This window comes from Halobacillus naozhouensis, from assembly GCF_029714185.1.
Lineage (GTDB): Bacteria > Bacillota > Bacilli > Bacillales > Halobacillaceae > Halobacillus_A > Halobacillus_A naozhouensis.
The window spans coordinates 1,012,685-1,034,895 of the sequence record NZ_CP121671.1 but is presented as its reverse complement, the minus strand read 5'-3'; the positions used below and the strand labels follow the sequence as shown (position 1 = coordinate 1,034,895).

Below are 22,211 nucleotides of genomic sequence, written 5' to 3'. Positions count from 1 at the left end.
CCCTACAGGTCTAAACCTTCAATTTCTTTTACATCGGCTTCGGGTTTCTTAGAGGCATCTTTTCCACCGAAGAATTCTTTAGAAATTTTAGTTAACGTTCCATCTTCTCTCATCTCATTTAATGTTTCATCAATTTTCTTTTTTAGAGTTGAAGCATCTTTTGGCATAACAATGGCTGATTCTGTTGGATGAAATTTGAGATCTGGATGAAGTTTCACCGGTATATCCGGCAATGCTTTTAGCGCTAAGGTTTGCAGATAGTAGTCATTAATAATGAAATCCGTACGTCCATTAGCCACGTCACGAAGATACACATCATTGGCTACGTTTCCGTAAGTCTTCGTTTCAGCTCCAAAGTGTGAAGCAATCTTTGAAAACACTGTTGTTGCGCCTCCACCATGTTTCTTCCCTTCAAGATCCTCTAAGGTTTCGATACCTGATAGATCTGATTCACGCACAATCATAGTGGAATATGAATATTTATATGGATCACTAAATGCAAATTCCTTCTTCCTATTTTCAGTAACTTCCATATCATTGATTACCATGTCTATACGACCGCTTTTAATAGCAGATAACAATCCATCTACTCCGTATTCTTCAAAAGAAAGCTCTAAATCTAAACGTTTGGCCACTTCACGCATAATTTCCACGTCGTATCCTGTAAGCTTGTCAGAACCCTCAGGATAGTAGGAAGCTGGATAAAGCGTTCCTGATGTACCGACCACAATTTCACCTGACTCTTGAATTTCACTCCATTTTGAGTCTGATGTATTTTTCTCTGCTGACTCACTGCTTTCAGTTGAACCCTTTTCATTCTCATCCGCCCCGCAGGCAGCGAGAACAACCGAAAACATGAGAATAAATATAAGTAAAAGACCTTTTCGCATGGAATATGTCCACCTCTCTACGTTTTAATAACACACTTTATCAATATAGCAACTTGACACGTGTAATATCAACCTTCGAGCTTGGATATTTTCATCTTGAACTTATGTAAAAATCTTCTGAATTTATAAATCCCTTTTGATCGTTATTTTATTGACTTATATTAAAATATTGATAATATAATAATATATATAAAATTAAAATCATTATAAATTAATGATTTTGTTTAAACACTTTCTGGAATGGCCTCTAACTAAATGGAAAGATAATCATTATCAATTATATAAAGGGAGATGAGAATAAAATGCCTGCAGAAGCTCGTTCCATTCGTGTAAATCCATTTAATTTTTTATCACTATTTAAAAAAAGCAAAGAGCATTTGGAATTAATAGCTGCTCTGTTCAGTGGCCTGCTCCTATTTTTCACATGGTTGAACACCGAACACCTCTCTCACAGTGCTTATATAACCTTGCATGTCTTTGCCTTCGTCACAGGAGGGTATGCCAAGGCTAAAGAAGGAATAGAAGCGACAATTCGTGATAGGGAATTAAATGTTGAGATGTTAATGATCCTCGCTGCAATCGGAAGCGCTTCTATCGGTTACTGGACGGAAGGTGCGATTTTAATTTTCATCTTCGCGTTAAGCGGTGCTCTCGAAACGTATACCATGAACAAAAGCCAGAGGGAGATCTCCTCTCTTATGGATCTTCAACCTAACCACGCGTGGAAAGTCACAAAGGATGGATATACGGAAGTTGCTACAGACTTACTAATGGTCGGGGACAACATATTAATTAAGGCTGGGGAACGCGTACCTTCCGATGGGAAAATTGTGAAAGGAACAACTTTTATAGACGAAAGTGCCATAACTGGAGAATCTTTACCGGTAATGAAGACCAACGGGGAGGAAGTTTTTGCTGGTACAGTGACGATGGACGGCAGTATTACGGTCGAAATTACGAAGCCAATGAAAGACACCGTTTTTCAGCAAGTTATGGAGCTTGTCCGAACAGCTCAAAAGGAGAAGTCCCCTTCCCAATTATTCATTGAGCGTTTTGAAGGTACTTATGTAAAAGGGGTTCTGCTAGTTGTTGCCTTCATGCTTTTTCTTCCACACTTCCTGTTTGGCTGGACCTGGATGGATACGGTATATCGGGCGATGATTTTACTGGTTGTGGCCTCACCTTGCGCTTTAGTAGCCTCCATTATGCCGGCCACACTGTCAGCCATTTCAAGCAGTGCCCGTCACGGAGTTTTGTTTAAAGGCGGAGTCCATCTTGAGAATTTATCTCACATTAAAGCCATCGCTTTTGATAAAACAGGGACCTTGACTAACGGATCGCCTGAGGTGACAGACATGTATATAGATCCGCTTTACAATAAGGAGGATGTACTGGCAGTCATCGCCTCAATTGAACAAGAATCAAACCACCCCCTGGCCCAAGCAATTGTTCACTATGCTGTTAATCGATCTAATGTCACTTTACAACCTGTGGAGAATATGAAGAATTTCAGCGGGCAAGGAGTCACAGCAGTAGTAGGTGAGGAAACGTGGAAGATTGGTAACGCTAATTTTATTGGAGAAACGGCAGCAGAAATGTTTCAGGATGGGGCAGCTCTACGGCTGGCCTCAGAAGGGAAAACAGTGGTCTTTGCAGCGAATGAGGATCGGGTCATCGCGATTATGGCCTTAAAAGATACGGTTCGAGCAGAAACGAAACAAGCGATTAAGGTGCTAAAAGACCACGGCATTTACACAGTAATGTTAACGGGTGACAATACGAAAACAGCCGAAGCTATTGCAGAAGAATCAGGAATTGATCAGTTTGTAGCGGAATGTATGCCAGATAAAAAAGTGGGCGAACTTAAAAAGCTTAAAAAGCGCTTCAAACAAATTGCTATGGTGGGTGACGGCATAAATGACGCCCCAGCTCTGGCGGCAGCTAACGTAGGAATCGCAATGGGCGAAGGTACAGACGCAGCGCTGGAAACCGCTGATGTCGTCCTTATGAAAAATGACCTGCCGAGAATCGCTAAGGCCATGAAACTTTCTCAAAGGATGAACCGAGTGGTCAAACAGAATGTTGTTTTTTCCATAGCGGTTATTATGCTGTTGATCATTTCAAATTTCTTTCAAGTATTAGATCTTCCTCTCGGGGTAATCGGACATGAAGGAAGTACGATCTTAGTCATTCTCAATGGACTGCGTCTACTAAAAGGGTATGGATAAGAACCAGGCTAAAGGCAGAGATTGTATCCGAAGCTTCGCATTCTGCAAGGCCTCGGAAAGGGAGCGGCATTCGTCCGACGTACGCATAAAAAAGCAGGGAAATGCTCCCTGCTTTTTTATTTGCCGCTCGACTCCCGCCACTTTAAAATAACTGCATTTATTTCACCGCCCAAAATAATCACCACACCGGATAGATAAAACCAAATCATTAATACAATAACCCCGCCCAAGCTGCCGTAAGTGGCTGAATAATTCCCCATACTGCTAACATAATAGGAAAACAAAAGAGAGACCAACTGCCAGCCTATTGTAGCAAAAATGGCCCCAATCGTTATTTCATTAATCTTCAAAGGTTTATTAGGAGCCATTAAATAGAGAAAGGAAAGGACTATAAAGAAAATGACAGATGAAATTACCCACCTTAAAATATCCCACAAGAAAATGAAATTACCCGACACATCAAAAAAAGAATAAACAAATGTGCTGATTGAGTGTCCTAATACAGGAAGGAGAAACGCAATGCCTATCACAAAGACCATGGCAATCGTCAATACGATTGCAGTAAGTCTTCCCACGAAGAAGGACCGGCTTTCTTCGACATTATGAGCTCTGTTGAAAGCACGCATAAGCGCTTTAACCCCATTTGAAGCCGCCCATAAAGTCCCGATGATCCCAACAGATAATAACCCACCGTTTTGCTGGTTAAGCAATTCTGTAACATTTTCAGAAATCATCTCATATGTTTGGGGGGGAGCGTATGTACTTATGAAATCCAATACTCGCCCCTCTTGAATGTTCATGTAGCTTAATAAGGTAATCAGAAAAATGATAAACGGGAACAAGGAAAGCAAAAAAAAGTAGGCAAGTTGAGCTGCCATACCTGGGATATCATCTTCCCCAAACCGGGTAAACAGCTCCTTGCCAAAACGCATCACCTTACTCAAACGCACTCTCCCCCTCTGGACCGCTTAAGAAGCCTCTTTTGAATCATCTACTGCTTCAAGCTTTTGACCTACATCTTTTTCGATCTCACTAAGCTTTTGAAGAGCTTCCTCTGCTTTATTTAATATCGTTAGCACATCATCAATGCCTTTATTTATACATTGCGCAAATGATTCATAATTCATTCGCAGTGAATGAACAGCTGCCGATGGATGAGCGGCAAACTTTTTACATGAAGTCCCCGCACTTCGAGTCTTAACGGTTACATAACGGCGTGTCCCTTTATCAAATAGCATTACGGCACCGCCAACAATAGCCCCCAGTACCATACCTTTACATAGCTTATGCTTTGTCATGATAATTCCTCCTTTTTTCTAACATTTTGTTTAATTTCATTTAGAAGGCCTGCACAGCCTTCGCTTACTAATTCGTACACTTTATCAAAGTTTCCTGTGAAATAGGGATCGGGAACATCTTTTTCATCATGATTTGACACATAATCCATAAACATCTTCACAACTACCCCATTCTTTTCCCGAATGCCTTGTAAGTCCTTCATGTTCTTTTGGTCCATGGCAATAATATAATCAAACCTGTCCCAGTCTGAAGGGTCTACTTGCCTTGCCGCCATCCCTTCATATGAAATAAGATTATGATCTAATATATTTCGGGTCCCTTCATGTGGAGAAGCTCCTACATGCCAATGACCAATCCCAGCTGAATCAACTGAAACATGATCGCTTAATCCGTCTTTGTTGACCAGATCTCGCATAATCGCCTCTGCCATTGGAGAACGACAGATGTTCCCCAGGCAGACAAATAATACATGAATCATTTTCATTGTCCCCCATCTTTATTATTTCATCTATTACAGATTATATCGAAAAAAATTAAATCGTTCATCTTTATGTAGATTATTTCCCCTCCACCATTCAAAATAAAACCAATTTCCTTAGTTTTAGATTATTTAGGCTTGACAATTTGAGATAATTTTCGGAATATTTAATATAAAGACAAGTTTTTAAAAACTGTTAGGGGGCGTCATATGGAAGATCGAGGAGTCATTTATAATTTCTTAAGTTGGGCAAGCGGGATTGTCTGGGGCCCGGTCTTATTATCTCTTCTGGTGGGAACAGGGATATACTTAACATTGCGTCTGGGTTTCTTGCAATTCAGGACCCTGCCGTACGCTTTAAAGCTTGCGTTTAAGCCAAGTAAGCCTAAAGATGGTGAAAAAGGCGATATCTCTCATTATCAAGCCTTAACAACAGCCTTAGCTGCTACGATTGGTACCGGCAACATTGCCGGTGTAGCGACAGCTGTTGTTCTCGGCGGTCCTGGAGCCGTCTTTTGGATGTGGATATCGGCCTTATTCGGTATGGCTACAAAGTATGCCGAGGCTATCCTTGCTGTTAAATATCGTGTTACAGGCAAAGACGGACAAATGTCCGGCGGACCCATGTACTATCTTGAACGAGGATTAAAAGCCAAATGGCTTGGCGTTTGTTTTGCCATATTTGGTGCTGTTGCAGCATTTGGTATCGGTAACATGGTTCAATCAAATTCTGTCTCTGATGTTATGGAAACCACCTTCAATGTTCCAACATGGGTGACTGGAATTATTCTTACCTTCTTTGCTGGTCTCGTCCTTTTAGGGGGTATAAAAAGCATCGGAAAAGTTACCGCGTTTTTCGTACCAATCATGGCAGTTTTTTATATTATCGGCGGGTTAATCATTATTGTCTTAAACTTTGAGTTAGTTCCGCAGGCACTTGGAACGATTTTCTCTGATGCATTCTCAGCTAATGCTGTCGGCGGAGGGATTCTCGGTACTGTAATTCGTTATGGTGTGGCACGAGGAGTGTTCTCAAATGAAGCTGGGTTAGGCTCAGCTCCTATTGCAGCAGCCGCAGCAAGAACTGATTACCCGGGACGACAAGCTTTAGTATCTATGACCCAGGTATTCATCGACACGATTATTGTTTGCAGCATCACAGGGTTAACCATAGTAATGGCCGGAGAATATGGTGGAGGACTAGAAGGTGCTGATTTAACCTCTGAATCCTTCGAAGTGTTCCTTGGTGATATAGGTGCTTACGTCGTTACGCTCGGTTTAATATTCTTTGCCTTTTCCACAATCGTGGGCTGGTCCTATTATGGTGAGAAATGTTTCGGGTACTTAACAGGCGGACGCGGTATCAATGTATATAAAGCTGTCTTTGTCCTGTTCGTTCTTATAGGAGCTATCGCAAAGCTCGATACCGTTTGGAAATTCGCAGATGTTATGAATGGCTTAATGGCCTTCCCGAACTTAATTGGCCTCTTGCTTCTGTCAGGAGTTGTTGCGGCTGAAACAAATAAGTTCTTAAAAGTGGCCAAACAAGAAAAAGCAGAAGAAAAACGCGCACGTAATTCAGCCTCTTGAACAAAAGTGCAAGCGTCCTGGCAGACACGGCAAAGGAGCCGCTCCGAAAATATCGGAACGGCTCTCTTTTTATACCTTTTCAGCGAGAAAATCGAGGATCATTTGAGGTATAGGTCGTTCTTTTTGTCAGCAGCTGAACCATTTCTACGAGCGGTTCTGTCCAATTCTGGCGGCTTTCTATAGTCCTTCTAAACCAGCTGGCAAAAAGATTCGCTCGCTTCTTGAACCATCCCTTTATGACCAATAAGAAGCGTACTCCGATTTCAAATTAGTTATGACTTCCTTGTTCATATGTCTGCAGAATAAAGCATTGAAAAGAGTGAACGAGAATCAATAAACACCTTATCGGAACATACAAACAGACCTGAAATGCAACAACATAGCTGGCTTCAGGTCAGTGGGGCAACACACTCTTCCCCTTCATTTTTAGCGGAATTCACATACGTACTTACTTTGTGAGCCTCAAGCTCCTCCATAGTCCTCTGCTGGAGAAACTGATGAGCGTATGCAGTCTCCCATGAGTTCGGAGCAATCCATTGCTCCTGGAATTCCGGCTCCAGAATCACGGGCATGCGGTGATGAATATTTTCCATAAACTCATTAGCAGACTGAGTCAGGATCGTACAGGTGGAGAGTTCTTCCTCATTGTTTGTCCATTTATCCCACAAACCTGCAAAAGCGAATATCTTTCGATTACTTGGTTTTATTCTCATTGGCTGCTTTTTTCCATCGGAAGCTTTCCACTCATAAAAACTATCTGCCAGGATTAAGCAGCGTTTCCTTTTTAATAGTGAAGAAAAACTAGACTTTTGATGCACAGTTTCACTTCTGGCATTGATCATCTTATAGCCTATTTTCGGATCCTTCGCCCATGGGGGGACAAGACCCCACTTCATGTAGCCAGCCCGCTTCCTTGTTCCATCATGGATAACCGCCAATACCTTTTGTCCTGGAGCAATGTTATACCTGGGCTCATAATGCTCAATTGGTTTTGACAGCTCGAACTCCTTTAATATGTCTGGTTCTTTTACTGCCAGTGTAAATCGTCCACACATCGAGAAGCCCTCCTATACTTAATAGAATGACATCATCTTTTACAAACGGACTCTCTAAAAACCGAACTTACGATGGATGCTTCCCTGGTATTGCCGAAAAGCACCTGTTTGCTGCATTTTTCGCTTTTCCATTAGCAAATTAAACCGGATTCTCTTTTCAGAGAGCTGGTGTTGAAAGTCGGATTGCTGCTCGGGATCATCGCACCTCACCAACAAATCCTCCAGATGCACGATATCTTTCTTAATCTGCATTTCTTCTGGAAGCATATTAGCATTTTTCAAAACACGATAGCTATTACGTAAATCATCAGGAACGTAGGCGAGCTCATCTTTTGGTAACGGCTTACCTTTTCCAGGCAGATGGTCGAAATCTCCCCGATCAATGGACTGCTTAATTTTCTCTTCAATAATATGACCAAAATCCATCGCAGCTAGTCCCCTTTCCAAATTATAAACGCCTTGACAAAGATTGACGTAAATCCTCTGCAAGAGCTTCGACTCGGATAATTCGGTTGATTTTCTCTTTATTATTCTGATCTGTGAACTTCACGTCGTTAACATCAGCCACTGTCACGCCCGCTGGGTCAGCATGCTTTAAATGCATTACATCACCTTGAGATACATATCCTTCTTTCAATACACGTAAATAAAAACCTGTAAAACCTGTTTTGATTAAACATGCCGGGAAATCATCTATGCCGTGGGTACGAGCAATGATATAACAAGGCTTCCGAGGTTTTGTAACTTGCACTTGTGCTTCTCCCAACGTAAAAATATCCCCAATATTCGTTTCATGCTCATGAATTCCTTCAACCGTTATATTTTCCCCAAAGGATGGGTAAGGAAATGGCATTCCATATTCCTTTTCAAAGTGCGGGTAATGTTTAGCGGGGTAGAGACAAACGGCTTGATCTACTCCTCCATGATGCTTTTTATCAGCTTGTTCGTCCCCAGCAAAATTTAAAGAACTTAAATAGACCGGTTCCGTTACGGGCTGTTTTCGGTAAGCACTTCTCAATTCACCGTTATCTGTCAAGTACTTTTCCGGCCTTCCAACGTTCAACGAAAGCAATTTAAAGCTCATCCCATATCCCCTCTCTCCATTTTTCAATCCATGCAGGCAGGTAGTCATAACTCCATACGTCACTAGGATAATCCACTACTACATCCTCCCCATTTTCATAGAGTACTTGCACCAGCTCATTAATAGCTTCAAAATAATGATTATATAAAAATTCATAACTGGTAGGTTCTTGAGGAAGATGTTGTTCTGCACATACCTTTGGGTCAGAGTAGTTTAAATAAGTACGGCATGGTATGGGTCTTACCTCATAAGCCATACAAGCTTGCGTTTCAGGATCGAGCATCGGACAAGGAAGATTCAGTTTTTTATAGGCTAACTTCGTATCGTCCGCGCTATGATCCATTGCTAACGCTTGCTTCAGGGTTTTTGCATATTTTTCATAATAACGGTCCCAGTGATCGTAGATAGCTTGCTTACGATCTTCCGAAAAATTTTTAATCGATTGAAACATCATTTTAGCTTCCATTTTACTTAATACAATAGGGAAATAGCAGCAGAAGTCACAGCCTTTAAAACAACTGGCTGTTAAATCCGCAAAATGCTCCATCCGCCCTATTTCATGATCTACTTCTTGAAGTAACCGCTGAAGTCCTTCTAAAATAACATCTTCTGATTCTAGCTCACTATTTAAAAGTTGATCAATGATGTCATCGAAAAACCCCTGATCAAGCGCATATGAACCGCTGATTCGCTTTGTCTTTTCTATAATTTCTTGATGTTTTAAATACCTCTCCATTAGTAAAAAACTCCTTCATCTAACCTAACTCTTATTATACACGTCCTAGATCCCCATCGACTACCTTCAACACCGCCCATTAAATTCCTGTTGTATGACCCCCATAAACCTTTTAAAATAAAAGAAGAATTATAAGAGAATCTGTCATCTTATGGAGGTACGTCTACATGTTATCAAATGCTGAAATCGGGATCGATTTAGGAACAGCTAATATATTAATCTATTCAAAAGCCAAGGGAATCCTGCTTAATGAACCGTCCGTTGTCGCTTATGATACGGAAACCAAGAATGTCGTGGCTGTGGGGAAAGAAGCAAAAGAAATGGTCGGGAAGACACCGAAAAATATCATCCCGGTTCGCCCACTAAGGGATGGAGTCATTGCTGACTACGATATGACTGCGCAAATGCTGAAGGAATTATTAAAGAAAGTGAGCAAAAAATCCGGCATTTCGATGCGTAAGCCGACCGTTGTCATTTGTACACCTTCTGGCTCTACTTCTGTAGAGAGAAGAGCTATTCATAACGCTGTAAAAAGCTATGGAGCTAAAACAGTACACCTTATTGAAGAGCCAATTGCCGCAGCAATTGGGGCTGACCTTCCTGTCGATGAACCGATCGCCAACGTCATCGTAGATATTGGCGGCGGAACTACTGAAGTGGCGATTATTTCCTTCGGCGGAGTCGTTTCTTCTCGTTCCATTCGCACAGGCGGGGATGTCATGGATGAAGAAATCATTCAGTACGTTCGCAAAGCTTACAACATCTTGATTGGCGAGCGAACTGCAGAACAAATCAAAATGGAAGTCGGCTATGCGCTTATCGACCACCCAGAGGAAAAAATGGATGTACGCGGGCGCGATATGGTGACCGGTTTACCTAAAACCATTGAACTTTCCTCTACCGAAATCCAAGGGGCTTTAAAAGAAACATTGGAACAAATCCTTGAAACAATTCGTGCTACCTTAGAAGAATGTCCTCCAGAATTAAGCGGGGATATTGTCGATCATGGGGTAATTTTAACTGGAGGCGGCTCTTTACTAAAAGGAATGCAGGATTGGCTGTCTGACGTCATCGTTGTCCCTGTCCATATGGCTCCATCACCATTAGAATCAGTAGCCATCGGCACAGGCCGTTCCCTAAAAATGATCCAGAAGCTTCAGAAAGCAACGAAATAATCCGGCCCTGAGTTTTTTAGAAATCATGAATCTTTTATATATCACTGAAAAGCTGTCCTGATCAGGTCAGCTTTTTTTGTTAAAAATAAAGGAAATCTTCCAAAAATGGTGAATGATTTAAGTTAGGAAAGGGAATGGTCAGAAACAGAGCGTATCTTTTCAAAAATCATCGAGCGAATGAGATAATAAGATAAAATAATGTTATCAAATTAACTAAAGGGGAATCATTATGCAGCGTACGACATTATTAAAATGGGTAACCGGTGTTGCCGAAGGGCTTTTGGCTATTCCTATTGCCGGGGGCGCCTTTGTAATCAGTACAGGCTGGATGGCATTATTAGTCATGTTTATCCTTCATGCCATAACACTGGTCATTTCCATTAAAGATTCAAAATTCAGCTCCGGCAGCATCGTCGGCATGATAGCCAGTTTCCTTGGAGCGATCCCTATCCTTGGCTGGATGCTTCACACGGCTGCAGCTCTCGTACTTTTAATTGACGCTGGTCAGGAGACAGGCAAGGCAAAGCAAAAGACCAATAAATAATTTAAAAGAGGTGTTTTTATGAAAATCGTTATTTTAGGTGCAGGTGCATTAGGAGCATATTTTGGATCACGCTGGCAAGAAGCTGGTCATGAAGTAGTTAACCTGGTGAGATCTGGAAGAGCAGAACAATTAACGGAGAACGGTTTGACGTTACATAGTGAACAGGGAGATTATACGGCTGAGGACGTAATCATTGCTGAAGATCCGGAAGAAATTGAAGACCCTGACCTTGTTTTTCTTGCTGTAAAAGGCTATCACCTCGAAGGAACGTTACACTGGTTAAAACAGCTTGTACAAAAAGGAGCTAAGGTTTATCCTGTCCTGAACGGAGTAGAACACCTCCCTATTTTACAAAAGGAGCTCGGAGAAGAAGCTGTAATAGGCGGGCTTTCTTATATTATGGCTACCCTTGCTGACAAAGGCCATGTCGTACATACAAGTTCATTTCATGATCTTGTGTTTGGACCCCTACACCCTTCCCAGCAGCAAATTTGTGAAGAGTTGTCCTTAGCCTGTAATCAGTCCAACCTTAATGGGAGATTAAGTCCAAATATCTTAGAAGACATTTGGAAAAAGTATATGTTTATCACTGCCTTCTCAGGGATAACTACAGCTACCGACCTTCCAATCGGAGAGGTGCGCACCTACCCGCAAACCTTCCTGATTGCCAGAAGAATGCTCGAAGAAATGAAAGATCTGGCTGCGGCTCATCAAGTTCACTTAACAGACGAACATGTTGAAAAAGCCTTTAAGCAACTACAGGAGCTCGGGCATGAAGCCACTTCCTCTATGCACCAGGACCGCAGAAAAGGTTTACCACTCGAGGCTGAGCACCTGCATGGTGGTGCTTTACGACTCGGTAAAGAGCATAACCTTCATATGCCTTATATTGAAACGATCCGGGCGATGATCAAACCATACGAAGCTTATCAACATTAAGAATACCTTAAATTGAAGAACCCCTCTAGTGTAAGTTTCACTAGAGGGGTGTTTTATCACTCTTCTGCTAAGGCTTTAGGTTTTGGGCGCATACCTCTTTGCAATTCATGGATACTCAGCCCAAAATCCATTTGCAGGTGAGGATAATCCTTAAATGACTGCCAGTCTCCACCCCATTCAAATCCTAATCCCTTAGCAATTTCCACTACTTCCATCCAGTCGGACTGCCCATTCTCATTCCCATCGTGGCTTCGATCCCAAATGACCTCCCCATTGTCCAAACGCAATGCAAAATCAATGGCTAATCCATAGTTATGATAGGATTCACCACCCGAGGCATAAGTTACAATCCTTCCCTCAGTCGAACGCCCCTGGGCATATAGCGCTTCTTGCTCTTGTTTCGTCCTAAGCGCGTCTGTAATGATCATATCAATCCCCTGTTCAGCTGCCTGATTCACTAAATGTTTCTTTCCTTCTTCCACAGCTGGATGCAATTCCGAAGGTGTTTTCGCATCTTTCACTTGATATATATGTGAATTTCGTTCTTGTAATTCTATCAACGTAAATATAAGGGAAACTGTGACCCCGCCAAAGAATAAGGTCCAAACAACACGATTAAATAGTCCCCTCACACATAAACGACTCCTTTTATCGATATTAGAATGATCATATCATAATGCTCATTCTAATAGAAAATAATTAACTCTGGAACATTCCCCCATTTATAGCTTCCCTGAATGTTCATCCATGTAATTTGTTTCCATCTAGACACCTCCACTAATCACCCCACCGCTGCACCACATAGAATAATAGATCACATCATGAAAGGATGAAGGTAAAATGCCTTGTTTTCCTGGTTATCGATATTGCGGGCCATGGTGCAGCGGTCCAGGGGCTCCTGTAAATCAGTTAGATGCTCTCTGTATGGAACATGACGTTTGTTACCGGAAATACGGTTCAAAAAGAATGTGCGATCAAGTGTTTTTAGAGAGGATCAGACCATGGATGCATCACCCTGGAAGAATGGGAAGAGATGCACGATTAATGGAGGCGGCTATGAGATTTAAAATTATGTGGTAACTGCCAACATGCTATAATTAGTTTGTGGCATGTTTTTTTAGGAAGGAGATTAATAACAGTGAAGCAATTACAAACTAACCTCTCCAAAACCACCTATGAATTGATCATGGTCTTCCTTGCTACACTGTCTGTCTCAACTATTTGGCAGCAAACACCTTATGACAGTTTTATCGTATGGGTTACGTGGAGTATATTCTTCATCGATTTTCTCTACAGGCTATTTACTAGTGAACATAAATGGTCATTTATAAAAAAGAACCCATTTATTGTCATCGCAGCCATCCCCTTAGATGCCCTGTTTCAATTTGCCAGAGTAGCATGAATCCTCCATTTATTTAGGCTTAAATCAATCACAAAATACTATACAAAGCCATTTATCCGGTTCTTAAAAAGTCAGCGTCTTTTCCCTCTTGCCATCATCATGTTCCTGTTTATCTTATTACTCATTATTCCACTAACTCTCATAGAAGATAAACTGACCAGCTATACCGAAGCATTTATATATACCCTTACGGCGCTAATCTTTTTCGGCAGAGCTGGATTTGAGCCAGAATCGATAGTCGGACATGTCATTATCGTTATCGTTACGGTAATCGGGGTGATCATTCATGGACTAATCCTGAGTAAAGCTATTGACTATGTGACGCATCTCCCTGTTGTAAGAAAGCTTAAAAATCACTACAGGAACAAAAAAGACCCTAAAAATTTAAGGAAAGGGTCGTAAAAGATCGATTGTTCGGGAGTCAAGAGCAGCCGATCCTTTTGTATTAGAATATTTATATTATAGGTTTAGTGATAAGCAATATCAGGGTATATAGTTGTCATGGAGGTGGGGCAGATGCCTGAGCAAAGTAAAAAAATCCATCCAGATAAGGAAGATTTTCAAGAAAAAATCAAGAAGGAACAGCTTATAGATGATGACATCCCTGAAGAAGAAGTCAAACAGAATGAGCGCGATGAAAAACACGGTGAACGCTCCAAGAATAACTCTTCATCTGAGGAAAAATATGACGAAGACTTAAAGAATAATAAGTAGACTATCTTAGGATACTGGTATTCAACAAAAGAGGTGATCCGTTTGAGTAATTTTAATGCATTTTATATTGACCAGTCGAATGGAAAGACGAAGGCCGACATAAAGACCATCTCAACTGATGATCTTCCTTCAAGCGAGGTCTTAATTAAAGTCCATTATTCAAGTGTGAATTATAAAGATGGAATGGTATCAACACCTGGAAACCCGATGGTAAAAGATTATCCTATCATTCCAGGAATCGATTTAGCTGGAATTGTTGTTCAATCACAAGATGATCGTTTCAAGGAGGGGGACGCTGTGATTGCTACAAGTTACGAGATCGGCGTTTCCCACCATGGCGGATATAGTGAATACGCCTCTATCCCTGGTGAATGGATTGTTCCGCTTCCGGATAAGTTAACCCTTGAAGAAGCAATGATCTATGGGACCGCAGGCTTTACTGCTGCATTGTCTATCCATAAATTAGAGAAAAACGGTCTCATTCCAGGCGATGGTCCCGTTCTGGTTACAGGGGCTACAGGCGGTGTGGGCAGTATGGCTATTGCTATGCTCGCCAAGCGAGGCTATGAGGTAGAAGCAAGCACTGGCAGTATAGAACATAAAGACTACTTATTAGATCTTGGAGCTGGCTCTGTCATTTCACGGGAAGATGTATATGACGGGAAACTAAGGGCTCTCGGGAAACAACGCTGGGTCGCAGCTGTTGATCCCGTAGGAGGAGAACCGCTCGCCTCCCTTCTTTCTCAGCTTCAGTATAATGGGGCTGCAGCTGTAAGTGGACTTACGGCGGGGACAAATATTCCAACACAGGTTTATCCTTTTATTCTAAGAGGTATTAATCTTCTTGGGATAGATTCAGTTTACTGCCCGATGGAAACAAGAAAGGAAATATGGAACCGACTGGCAGGTGACCTGAAGATAAATGATACATTCAATAGAATTAAAGAAGTAATTTCTTTGGAACAAGTTCCTGAAACATTAACGAAGATCCTGGAGGGCAAAACGCGTGGCCGGACCATTGTGAAACTAGGATAACATCAAGGCCACATTCTTAACCCAGAGTACCAATATTGACAAATCATATAAACTAAACTATACTGTTAAATTAGTGCCTTCGCTAAAGGTAACTCGGAACAATGAAAGAGTGATGTGTATGAGACTGGCATTCTGCTATGTTTTATCACGACTTAATCACACTGGATCAGCTTCGGAGCTGTAAGGATGCAATAGAGGTAGGGATTGCGTCGTTTAAGTTGATAAAAACTACCTTGTAGAAGAACCGCGGCAATATTGGTTCATAACCACTTGCAATGGAAATGCAAGACGATCAACGAAAAATTTAAATTCATTAGTCCGATGTATACAAAGAGGAAAGCTGAACATGTTGCTTTCTTTCACTTATAAAGCGGTTCAGACTGTAGTCTGAACCGCTTTTTCCAATATATAAGCTTTATTTTTCCGAACTATGATACTATAACATTGTCAGTAAGCAAAGGAGCGAAGAAAATGCCTGCTCATTACTTAAATCAACTCGTACCTGAAGACGTAGTTTATTTATTAGATCTAAGGGAACTTAAAGATTTAATACAAGAAATGTTAGGAGAAGCTTCTGAATTCGTTACTGTTGAAATAGATTGGGATAAAATTAATGACAATTATAATACCTCTGCTTTCCGGCCAATGGTCATGTTAAAAGAAACCGCTAACCTAACAGAGGAAAACCGGCACACCATCATAAATACGGGTTTCGGCCTCGGTCAGCCATTTAATAGCGGAGATTATGCAATGAAAAGAATTTTCGGTGAAAACTACACCATCATGGCTGTTACAGAAGATGAGGATGGTGACTTTTTTACTGTAGAGATTCCATTTAAAGATTTTGTAAAATCAAGGCAGGAAACAAACTGAAAAAATCCCCCGTACCTTGCCACTAAGTAGCCAGGTTGCGGGGGGTTTTCACTTATCCATGTATTTGCTTTACTCTTCCTACTTGCCCATCCTCCAAACGAACTTTGATGCCATGAGGATGGCTGTGTGATTTAGTCAGTAAATCTTTAACTATTCCTCGTGTTAAATTTCCACTACGCTGATCTTTTTTTAAAACGATATCGACTTCTAAACCAGGTTTAATATCTTTGCGTTGCTGACCATTCATCTCTTAACCTCCATGCTATTTCTTCCCTTTATCATACCATGTTTTATAGGTAACAGAACAAATCTAAGATATTTTCTGGTTTAGAATGATCGTTTAATCGCTGTAAGATGTCTGGTCCTGAATACTGCCATCCTGCTTATGAATGATCACACTCGTTCCTTTATTTTTTGCTACTTCCTTCGCTCGATCTACAGCATCCTGCTTATTTTCAAATACATCAGAAGGCTGTTTGGCATCTTCCGCCTGAACAGCCCAGCCGTTCTCATGGGAGACAACATGTTCGCCTTTATCTAATAACTCTGGACGACTGGAGGATTGATCACCTTTCTCCCGGTTCCGCAACCCCTTGTCACTTTTATTGCTCATCTCCTGCTTTTCAGCCTGTGATGCATTCTCATACCATTCTTTAGCTTGTTCCGTTGCAATTGGAATGGCGCGCCCTTCATCATATCCCTCATCAATCATGGCATTTGCAATATCAATCGCTTTTTTCCTTACCACAGTGTCTAAGCTTTTTAATGAACTTGGATAATCTTGAGTGTCCCAAGGCATATCGCCCACTCCTTTTTCTAATAGATTTAGTTGTTCTTTACCGCAAATAACAGAAAGTTAAACCTTGCCCTCTCATACTTTCTGTCAGCGCCTTGACATCCCCATAATATTCCATGGTTTAATAGAAAGTATTCATGGGAATCTACCTAAGTATGATATAAACAAAATTGAAGATGAGGGGAAATGCATGAATTATTCGAAAGATAGTATTAAACAGATTGTAAAAGATGAAGCCGTAGAATTTCTTCGCCTGGAGTTTACCGATATGTTAGGCGATACAAAGAATGTGGAATTACCGGTTGAAGAAATTGATGGCGTATTAAATGATGAAGCTATGTTTGATAGCTCTTCTATTTCCGGTTTTTCTGAAATTCAAGAGAGTGATATGTATCTCGTACCAGACTTAGACACATTTAAGGTGTTACCTGAAAATGTTAATGAAGATCGTATTGCTCGATTTATTTGTGACATTTATACACCCGATGGCACCCCATTCGAAGGGGATCCACGATATATATTAAAAAGAGCCATGAAAGAAGCTAAGGATCTGGGATATACAGTAAATGTCGGTCCAGAACCAGAGTTCTTTCTATTTAAGTTAAACGAAGAAGGATATCCTGTTCGTAAAATGAATGACCGGGCAGGATATTTTGATGCCTCACCTAAAGACAAGGGGGATAAAGTTCGCCGCGATATTGCCCGTACCCTGAAGAAATTCGGGTTTGAGATGGAAGCCTCTCACCACGAAGTTGCACAGGGTCAGCATGAAATCAACTTTCGATTCGACGATATGTTAAAGACAGCGGATAACATTCAAACCTTTAAAAACGTAGTAAAGGATATCGCATCAAACCATGATTATCATGCGACCTTTATGCCAAAACCGATCACCGGAGGAAATGGATCCGGTATGCACTGTCATCTTTCGTTATTTATTGATGGCGACAGTGCTTTTTACGATCAGCATGCTGATGATGAAATCTCAGATACAATGAAACATTTTATGGCGGGAATCTTACAGCATGCTAACGGAATCGCTGCGATTACCAATCCAAATGTAAATTCCTATAAACGTCTCGTTCCAGGTTATGAAGCACCGGTTAGTGTAGCATGGTCCCACTCAAACCGCAGCTGCATGATCCGTGTTCCTATGACCCGTGGCAATGGCACTAGATTTGAGGTTCGTAACCCTGACCCGACAGCGAACCCATATCTCACACTCGCCGTGCTAATTAAAGCAGGTCTTGAAGGCATTCGAAACGAACTGGATGCAGGAGAAGCTGAAACTCGCAACCTTTATGAAGTCAGCGACGAAAGTGTTCCTACTTTACCAACTAATTTAAAAGAAGCTCTTAAAGCTTTAAGGGCTGATGAAGTATTGATGGATGCTTTAGGGGGGCACACCTCAAAAATCTACCTTGAAGAAAAGGAACGAGAGTGGAACACTTACTCTCTGCAAGTCAGTCAATGGGAAATTGAGCACTATATGAATAAATAACTCTGGCAAAGGCTGCACTCCCCTATTAGAGTGCAGCCTTTAGTATATTCAGGAGACTTGAAATTTCTTGTTCATATAAATGCTCAAACTGAGTTTGATTTTCTATTTATTCCAGTCACTAGGGCTTTAAAATTAACTTCCCTTTCGTCTGTCTTGCTTGCATTAATTCATGAACCTTTGCCGCATCCTTTAACTGATAAGTCCCTCCAATTGTTAATTTCAGCTTTCCGCTGCTGACCAACTTCATCAGGTCTTGAAGGCTTCGCTCAAATAAAATTGGCTTCTTCATAATCTCTGGCAAAAAGAAACCGATAATGGACAAATTACGATTCATTAGCCCCGAAGGATACATTTCAGCCAGATGCCCACTGGCAACCCCATAAACAACAATTCGGCCAAATGATCGCATGCACCGAATGGTTTCGTGGAATATATCTCCTCCCACCATTTCGAGGGCGATATCAACCCCGTTTCCTTCTGTTACACTCATCACTTCATCCCGCCAATCATACTTCGTGTAATCCACTGTATGATCAGCTCCTAGATCACGAGCTGTCTTTCGCTTTTCTTCCGTACTGGCTGTCGCAATAATTTTGCCGGCACCAAAATGCTTAGCAAGCTGAATGGCTAAAGACCCAACTCCTCCAGCGCCCGCATGAATAAGCACTGTTTCACCTTTTTCTAGACGACCCATGGTGGTTAACAGGTGATAAGCAGTTAACCCTTGAAGCGGGAGAGAGGCCGCTATTTCATCAGTTAAATCTTCTGGCAAAGGAATAAGCGCAGCAGCTTTTGTGACTATATATTCTGAATAACCACCTGAACCGACAAGTGTAACAATCCGATCTCCTACCTTGTAGCTATCAACGTCTTCTCCAACTTCTTCAACGATTCCCGCGACCTCTGCACCAGGTATAAAGGGGAGCGGCGTGGGAACGACGTACGCCCCTTCCCTCCTAGCCGTATCAGCATAATTCACACCGATGGCTGTTACTGCAATCAGTACTTCACCAGGCATAGGTTTCGGTTTCTCCATTTCAGCCATTTGTAAAACTTCTGGTCCTCCATACTCTTCGAACTGAACAACCTTCATATTTACACCTCCTTACCTTCCAACAAAAACAGGCTTTCGTTTATCTTTAAAGGCTTGAATTCCCTCTTTATGATCGTCCGTTTGTGCCATCATAGTTTGCGTTAACCGCTCTTGTTCAAGAATTGTCGCTAAATCAGATTGGTCTGACTGATCAACAAGCTTTTTCATCATTCCAAGTGCTTGTCCAGGTCCTTTGGCCAGACGAAGGGCATACTCCATAGCCCCTTCCTCCAAATCAGAAAGCGGAAATATACGATTGACCAATCCCCACTCAACCGCTGTTTCCACCGGCAAAGGTTCGGCTCTAAATAGAAGCTCCTTCGCTCGGTATGGACCAAGGATCTTCATTAAAAAATAGTGCCCTCCCCCATCTGAGACGAGCCCAACCTGTGCGAAGCTTAATACAAACTTACTTTCCTCTGCTGCAATGATTTGATCACAGGCAAGGGCTAAGTTAAACCCGGCTCCCGCAGCGTAACCGTGCACCACAGCAACTACAGGTTTAGCAAGATCCTTGATCTTAAGAATTAACTGGTTTAATTCTCCCACATGCTCATACAGATGGTTGGCTGTCGCCTTGCCCATATTTTTCACATCACCACCCGCTGAAAAGGACCTTCCAGCCCCGGACAGGACCACAACTTTAATTTCTTCATTATTCTCCGCTTCAAGCAACGCTTCCTGTAAACCTGCAATCATCCGGTCAGAAAAGGCATTCAAGCTATCGGGTCTGTTTAATACACAGGAAAGAACTGGTCCATTCAGTGACACACTCAAATGATCATTACTTAGATTTCTCATAACTATCAGCTCCCTATAGAATTCAAAGCATATTTTTTGTTGGCGCTTTTCGTATGGATTTTTGCTGCTACTTGTTCCGCAGCAAAACAGCCTTTTTTGAGGGCAAATCTTCCGTTTTCAGGTTATATTTCCCGGGAAATTATTGTCGACCTGTGTCAGTAATCTGTATTTATCACAATATATTACGTTAACTTTTTAATTGAGCCGCTTTCTGGCTCATATTTAGCGATCGTTTTAAAAAGTCCTTCCTGTGCTGCAAATTCAATCTCTTTTTCATCCATGCCCATTTCCACAAGTATTTTCCCAATCCTAGTAGAGCGCAGTAACTCAAAGGCAGTGGAACCGCTCCCCTGATAAAAATGCAAAGCAGTGCGTGCCGCATCAGAAAGCTGAAAATCTCCTTCTTTCATAAGAAAAGATACTAAACTACCTGCGCCATAAAAGTCTTCCATAGTATAATGTCCGCTTGTACCTGAACAGACAAGTACGATTGTCTCGTTCTTATGCTTCTCAGCCAGGTAGTGCGCCATTGCCGGATTATTTAATAAAGACGAGGCATATAAAGCATCAGCCTGGCTTGATCGATTAAGTGCCACAGTTCCGTTCGTTGTCGACAACACTACATGCTTTCCGGCTGCAATTGGCTGCAAGTATCTTCGTAAGGGATGCTCAAAGCCTTCTATCGTCCTTCCTTTGTCTTCCCCAGCTAACACGTAAGGATCGGTAAGCGTTTTTGCTTTTTCACGGGCTTGAGCCTGATCGTATACGGCAATGACCGAAGTCGCTCCGTCAGCAAGAGCGGCTGTAATAGTTGACGTGGCAAACAGTACATCAAATACGACAGCGACTTTCCCTTTCATCAGGTCTGGCTGAATATCTTCTTTTTTAAAAATAACTTGGATGTCACTCATCTCATAACCCGGCCGTTTCTTCTGCGTGCTTAATTAAGTTATTAACAAATATATTCATACGAGAAAACCTTGGATCATCGGTTTGGCCTTTCCTGTATCGGGAATAGATTTGTTGAATAATCCCGGCCAGTTTAAAGTAGGCAAATGTTACATACACGTTTATATTACTGAGATCACGACCGCTCTTTTCCGCATATCTGGTCATAAACTCGTCCCGGGTGTAAAATCCTTCGTTAACCGTAAGCGGCGACTTGCCGAGGCCCGTTTTTAGAAGTTCCGGATCTTCTGCTTCAATCCAATAACTCATTGCTGCTCCGAGATCAGCCAGTGGGTCACCAACCGTAGTCATCTCCCAGTCGAATAACCCGACCATATTCGCTTCTTCATCAAACAAAGCATTGTTTAATTTATAATCGTAATGAATAATGGACGCTTCATTTGAGTCTGGAATATGCGCCACCAGCCATTTCTTCAATCGCTCACCTGACACCACATCATCTGTTCTTGCCTTTTCATATCTTTTGATCCAGCCGTGAATTTGACGTTCCATAAATCCATCGGGCTTCACCATTTCTTTGAGCTTAGTAGCTTTATAGTCTATTGAATGCAACTCTACCAATCGATCCACCATGGTTTCAGAAAGCTTACGACCGAACTCGGGATTGGGTCGAATCCCTTTAGGAAATTCCGTGTCAAAAACAAGTCCATGACGACGCTCCATCACAAAAAAAGGCCGGCCTAAGAGATTCCCCGATTCAAAAGCAAGCGGCTTTGGTGCTAGAGGAAAAACCGGATGAAGCGCTTGTAACACAAGGTACTCACGCTCCATATCATGGGCCTTGGGAGCAACTGGCCCCATAGGTGGACGACGTAACACCGCCTCCCAACCACCTATTGTCAGTTCATAGGTCAGATTGGAATGTCCCGCCCCAAATTGCCTTACTTCCAGTTTTTCATCTGGAAGGTTAGGAAGCTTTTCACGTAAAAAGGACTCAATCCCCTGTTCATCAATTTCTTCACCTTTACGAACTCTCTGAGTATCAACTGTATAAGCCAATACATTTCCC

At 41.8% G+C, this 22,211-nt stretch carries 27 protein-coding genes; 12 read left to right on the top strand and 15 right to left on the bottom strand.

Annotated features, from left to right (window positions below; translation table 11 throughout):
* Positions 1 to 2: 2 nt before the first annotated feature.
* Positions 3 to 890, bottom strand: coding sequence for a transporter substrate-binding domain-containing protein (locus P9989_RS05355; RefSeq protein ID WP_283077774.1), 888 nt, complete (start codon positions 888 to 890; stop codon positions 3 to 5).
* A gap of 302 nt (positions 891 to 1,192) precedes the next feature.
* On the opposite strand from P9989_RS05355, the gene P9989_RS05350 reads away from it, so the two are divergent.
* The gene (locus P9989_RS05350) at positions 1,193 to 3,118 is read left to right on the top strand and encodes a heavy metal translocating P-type ATPase (RefSeq protein WP_283077773.1); all 1,926 of its coding nucleotides are present in this window, start codon (positions 1,193 to 1,195) and stop codon (positions 3,116 to 3,118) included.
* 116 nt (positions 3,119 to 3,234) lie between these two features.
* Here the strand turns inward: P9989_RS05350 and P9989_RS05345 are convergent, their stop codons facing one another.
* Genes P9989_RS05345 through P9989_RS05335 form a run of 3 tightly spaced genes read right to left on the bottom strand, consistent with a single transcriptional unit; the run spans position 3,235 to position 4,895 of the window.
* Positions 3,235 to 4,053, bottom strand: a complete 819-nt coding sequence (locus P9989_RS05345; protein WP_390306640.1) for a YihY/virulence factor BrkB family protein — start codon at positions 4,051 to 4,053, stop codon at positions 3,235 to 3,237.
* Between the two features lie 33 nt (positions 4,054 to 4,086).
* On the bottom strand, positions 4,087 to 4,416 hold the full coding sequence (locus P9989_RS05340; protein ID WP_283077771.1) for a YtxH domain-containing protein: 330 nt from the start codon (positions 4,414 to 4,416) through the stop codon (positions 4,087 to 4,089).
* Complete coding sequence (locus tag P9989_RS05335; protein WP_283077770.1) at positions 4,413 to 4,895, bottom strand: low molecular weight protein-tyrosine-phosphatase; 483 nt, start codon at positions 4,893 to 4,895, stop codon at positions 4,413 to 4,415. Before P9989_RS05335 ends, P9989_RS05340 begins: the two co-directional genes overlap by 4 nt.
* A 210-nt stretch (positions 4,896 to 5,105) precedes the next feature.
* Here P9989_RS05335 and P9989_RS05330 point away from each other — a divergent pair, with 210 nt between their 5' ends.
* On the top strand, positions 5,106 to 6,485 hold the full coding sequence (locus P9989_RS05330) for an alanine/glycine:cation symporter family protein (RefSeq protein ID WP_283077769.1): 1,380 nt from the start codon (positions 5,106 to 5,108) through the stop codon (positions 6,483 to 6,485).
* A 389-nt stretch (positions 6,486 to 6,874) separates the two neighbouring features.
* Here the strand turns inward: P9989_RS05330 and P9989_RS05325 are convergent, their stop codons facing one another.
* From P9989_RS05325 to P9989_RS05310, 4 genes are read right to left on the bottom strand one after another with little or no spacing between them, the layout of a single operon-like run.
* Positions 6,875 to 7,540 carry an SOS response-associated peptidase gene (locus tag P9989_RS05325; RefSeq protein WP_283077768.1) on the bottom strand — a complete coding sequence of 222 codons (666 nt, stop codon included), beginning with the start codon at positions 7,538 to 7,540 and terminating at the stop codon, positions 6,875 to 6,877.
* A 54-nt stretch (positions 7,541 to 7,594) separates the two neighbouring features.
* Positions 7,595 to 7,966: a DnaJ family domain-containing protein gene (locus tag P9989_RS05320; RefSeq protein ID WP_283077767.1), complete on the bottom strand. Its 372-nt coding sequence runs from the start codon at positions 7,964 to 7,966 to the stop codon at positions 7,595 to 7,597.
* A 22-nt stretch (positions 7,967 to 7,988) separates the two neighbouring features.
* Positions 7,989 to 8,624: an MOSC domain-containing protein gene (locus P9989_RS05315; protein WP_283077766.1), complete on the bottom strand. Its 636-nt coding sequence runs from the start codon at positions 8,622 to 8,624 to the stop codon at positions 7,989 to 7,991.
* Positions 8,614 to 9,360 carry a YkgJ family cysteine cluster protein gene (locus tag P9989_RS05310; protein WP_283077765.1) on the bottom strand — a complete coding sequence of 249 codons (747 nt, stop codon included), beginning with the start codon at positions 9,358 to 9,360 and terminating at the stop codon, positions 8,614 to 8,616. Before P9989_RS05310 ends, P9989_RS05315 begins: the two co-directional genes overlap by 11 nt.
* Positions 9,361 to 9,527: 167 nt before the next feature.
* On the opposite strand from P9989_RS05310, the gene mreBH reads away from it, so the two are divergent.
* The 3 genes from mreBH (at position 9,528) to P9989_RS05295 (ending at position 12,018) form a co-directional block, all read left to right on the top strand.
* A complete protein-coding gene (gene mreBH, locus P9989_RS05305) occupies positions 9,528 to 10,535 on the top strand; it encodes a rod-share determining protein MreBH (RefSeq protein WP_283077764.1) in 1,008 nt (335 codons plus the stop codon).
* Positions 10,536 to 10,764: 229 nt separating this feature from the next.
* Positions 10,765 to 11,079 carry a hypothetical protein gene (locus tag P9989_RS05300; protein ID WP_283077763.1) on the top strand — a complete coding sequence of 105 codons (315 nt, stop codon included), beginning with the start codon at positions 10,765 to 10,767 and terminating at the stop codon, positions 11,077 to 11,079.
* Between the two features lie 18 nt (positions 11,080 to 11,097).
* Positions 11,098 to 12,018 carry a ketopantoate reductase family protein gene (locus P9989_RS05295; protein ID WP_283077762.1) on the top strand — a complete coding sequence of 307 codons (921 nt, stop codon included), beginning with the start codon at positions 11,098 to 11,100 and terminating at the stop codon, positions 12,016 to 12,018.
* A 56-nt stretch (positions 12,019 to 12,074) separates the two neighbouring features.
* On the opposite strand, the gene P9989_RS05290 is transcribed toward P9989_RS05295, so the two are convergent.
* Complete coding sequence (locus P9989_RS05290; RefSeq protein ID WP_390306530.1) at positions 12,075 to 12,650, bottom strand: M15 family metallopeptidase; 576 nt, start codon at positions 12,648 to 12,650, stop codon at positions 12,075 to 12,077.
* A gap of 208 nt (positions 12,651 to 12,858) precedes the next feature.
* Here P9989_RS05290 and P9989_RS05285 point away from each other — a divergent pair, with 208 nt between their 5' ends.
* The 6 genes from P9989_RS05285 (at position 12,859) to P9989_RS05260 (ending at position 16,042) form a co-directional block, all read left to right on the top strand.
* On the top strand, positions 12,859 to 13,098 hold the full coding sequence (locus P9989_RS05285) for a Parvovirus coat protein VP1-like protein (protein ID WP_283077761.1): 240 nt from the start codon (positions 12,859 to 12,861) through the stop codon (positions 13,096 to 13,098).
* Between the two features lie 58 nt (positions 13,099 to 13,156).
* Positions 13,157 to 13,420, top strand: coding sequence for a hypothetical protein (locus P9989_RS05280; RefSeq protein ID WP_283077760.1), 264 nt, complete (start codon positions 13,157 to 13,159; stop codon positions 13,418 to 13,420).
* Between the two features lie 99 nt (positions 13,421 to 13,519).
* A complete protein-coding gene (locus P9989_RS05275; protein WP_283077759.1) occupies positions 13,520 to 13,822 on the top strand; it encodes a hypothetical protein in 303 nt (100 codons plus the stop codon).
* A 114-nt stretch (positions 13,823 to 13,936) separates the two neighbouring features.
* Positions 13,937 to 14,134, top strand: coding sequence for a hypothetical protein (locus P9989_RS05270; protein WP_283077758.1), 198 nt, complete (start codon positions 13,937 to 13,939; stop codon positions 14,132 to 14,134).
* A gap of 42 nt (positions 14,135 to 14,176) precedes the next feature.
* Positions 14,177 to 15,169, top strand: a complete 993-nt coding sequence (locus P9989_RS05265; protein ID WP_283077757.1) for an acrylyl-CoA reductase family protein — start codon at positions 14,177 to 14,179, stop codon at positions 15,167 to 15,169.
* Between the two features lie 471 nt (positions 15,170 to 15,640).
* A complete protein-coding gene (locus P9989_RS05260) occupies positions 15,641 to 16,042 on the top strand; it encodes a hypothetical protein (protein WP_283077756.1) in 402 nt (133 codons plus the stop codon).
* 52 nt (positions 16,043 to 16,094) lie between these two features.
* Here the strand turns inward: P9989_RS05260 and P9989_RS05255 are convergent, their stop codons facing one another.
* Positions 16,095 to 16,289, bottom strand: coding sequence for a YwbE family protein (locus P9989_RS05255; protein WP_163529133.1), 195 nt, complete (start codon positions 16,287 to 16,289; stop codon positions 16,095 to 16,097).
* A 93-nt stretch (positions 16,290 to 16,382) separates the two neighbouring features.
* On the bottom strand, positions 16,383 to 16,841 hold the full coding sequence (locus P9989_RS05250) for a DUF2188 domain-containing protein (RefSeq protein ID WP_283077755.1): 459 nt from the start codon (positions 16,839 to 16,841) through the stop codon (positions 16,383 to 16,385).
* Between the two features lie 187 nt (positions 16,842 to 17,028).
* On the opposite strand from P9989_RS05250, the gene glnA reads away from it, so the two are divergent.
* Positions 17,029 to 18,339 (top strand): type I glutamate--ammonia ligase, encoded by a 1,311-nt coding sequence (gene glnA, locus P9989_RS05245; RefSeq protein ID WP_283077754.1) that lies wholly within the window; start codon positions 17,029 to 17,031, stop codon positions 18,337 to 18,339.
* Between the two features lie 118 nt (positions 18,340 to 18,457).
* Here glnA and P9989_RS05240 read toward each other — a convergent pair whose 3' ends face one another.
* The 4 genes from P9989_RS05240 to P9989_RS05225 form a co-directional block, all read right to left on the bottom strand.
* The gene (locus tag P9989_RS05240; RefSeq protein WP_283077753.1) at positions 18,458 to 19,432 is read right to left on the bottom strand and encodes a quinone oxidoreductase family protein; all 975 of its coding nucleotides are present in this window, start codon (positions 19,430 to 19,432) and stop codon (positions 18,458 to 18,460) included.
* Between the two features lie 12 nt (positions 19,433 to 19,444).
* A complete protein-coding gene (locus P9989_RS05235; protein WP_283077752.1) occupies positions 19,445 to 20,233 on the bottom strand; it encodes an enoyl-CoA hydratase/isomerase family protein in 789 nt (262 codons plus the stop codon).
* Between the two features lie 182 nt (positions 20,234 to 20,415).
* On the bottom strand, positions 20,416 to 21,144 hold the full coding sequence (locus P9989_RS05230; protein ID WP_283077751.1) for a 2-phosphosulfolactate phosphatase: 729 nt from the start codon (positions 21,142 to 21,144) through the stop codon (positions 20,416 to 20,418).
* Between the two features lies 1 nt (position 21,145).
* The gene (locus P9989_RS05225) at positions 21,146 to 22,201 is read right to left on the bottom strand and encodes a phosphotransferase family protein (RefSeq protein ID WP_283077750.1); all 1,056 of its coding nucleotides are present in this window, start codon (positions 22,199 to 22,201) and stop codon (positions 21,146 to 21,148) included.
* Positions 22,202 to 22,211 lie beyond the last annotated feature (10 nt).

Bases quoted from the DNA above. Each gene is read 5' to 3' on its own strand.
- P9989_RS05355 (WP_283077774.1), bottom strand. From the start codon at position 890: ATGCGAAAAGGTCTTTTACTTATATTTATTCTCATGTTTTCGGTTGTT.
- P9989_RS05350 (WP_283077773.1), top strand. From the start codon at position 1,193: ATGCCTGCAGAAGCTCGTTCCATTCGTGTAAATCCATTTAATTTTTTA.
- P9989_RS05340 (WP_283077771.1), bottom strand. From the start codon at position 4,416: ATGACAAAGCATAAGCTATGTAAAGGTATGGTACTGGGGGCTATTGTT.
- P9989_RS05335 (WP_283077770.1), bottom strand. From the start codon at position 4,895: ATGATTCATGTATTATTTGTCTGCCTGGGGAACATCTGTCGTTCTCCA.
- P9989_RS05330 (WP_283077769.1), top strand. From the start codon at position 5,106: ATGGAAGATCGAGGAGTCATTTATAATTTCTTAAGTTGGGCAAGCGGG.
- P9989_RS05325 (WP_283077768.1), bottom strand. From the start codon at position 7,540: ATGTGTGGACGATTTACACTGGCAGTAAAAGAACCAGACATATTAAAG.
- P9989_RS05320 (WP_283077767.1), bottom strand. From the start codon at position 7,966: ATGGATTTTGGTCATATTATTGAAGAGAAAATTAAGCAGTCCATTGAT.
- P9989_RS05315 (WP_283077766.1), bottom strand. From the start codon at position 8,624: ATGAGCTTTAAATTGCTTTCGTTGAACGTTGGAAGGCCGGAAAAGTAC.
- P9989_RS05310 (WP_283077765.1), bottom strand. From the start codon at position 9,360: ATGGAGAGGTATTTAAAACATCAAGAAATTATAGAAAAGACAAAGCGA.
- mreBH (WP_283077764.1), top strand. From the start codon at position 9,528: ATGTTATCAAATGCTGAAATCGGGATCGATTTAGGAACAGCTAATATA.
- P9989_RS05300 (WP_283077763.1), top strand. From the start codon at position 10,765: ATGCAGCGTACGACATTATTAAAATGGGTAACCGGTGTTGCCGAAGGG.
- P9989_RS05295 (WP_283077762.1), top strand. From the start codon at position 11,098: ATGAAAATCGTTATTTTAGGTGCAGGTGCATTAGGAGCATATTTTGGA.
- P9989_RS05285 (WP_283077761.1), top strand. From the start codon at position 12,859: ATGCCTTGTTTTCCTGGTTATCGATATTGCGGGCCATGGTGCAGCGGT.
- P9989_RS05275 (WP_283077759.1), top strand. From the start codon at position 13,520: ATGTTCCTGTTTATCTTATTACTCATTATTCCACTAACTCTCATAGAA.
- P9989_RS05270 (WP_283077758.1), top strand. From the start codon at position 13,937: ATGCCTGAGCAAAGTAAAAAAATCCATCCAGATAAGGAAGATTTTCAA.
- P9989_RS05260 (WP_283077756.1), top strand. From the start codon at position 15,641: ATGCCTGCTCATTACTTAAATCAACTCGTACCTGAAGACGTAGTTTAT.
- P9989_RS05255 (WP_163529133.1), bottom strand. From the start codon at position 16,289: ATGAATGGTCAGCAACGCAAAGATATTAAACCTGGTTTAGAAGTCGAT.
- P9989_RS05250 (WP_283077755.1), bottom strand. From the start codon at position 16,841: ATGCCTTGGGACACTCAAGATTATCCAAGTTCATTAAAAAGCTTAGAC.
- glnA (WP_283077754.1), top strand. From the start codon at position 17,029: ATGAATTATTCGAAAGATAGTATTAAACAGATTGTAAAAGATGAAGCC.
- P9989_RS05240 (WP_283077753.1), bottom strand. From the start codon at position 19,432: ATGAAGGTTGTTCAGTTCGAAGAGTATGGAGGACCAGAAGTTTTACAA.
- P9989_RS05235 (WP_283077752.1), bottom strand. From the start codon at position 20,233: ATGAGAAATCTAAGTAATGATCATTTGAGTGTGTCACTGAATGGACCA.
- P9989_RS05230 (WP_283077751.1), bottom strand. From the start codon at position 21,144: ATGAGTGACATCCAAGTTATTTTTAAAAAAGAAGATATTCAGCCAGAC.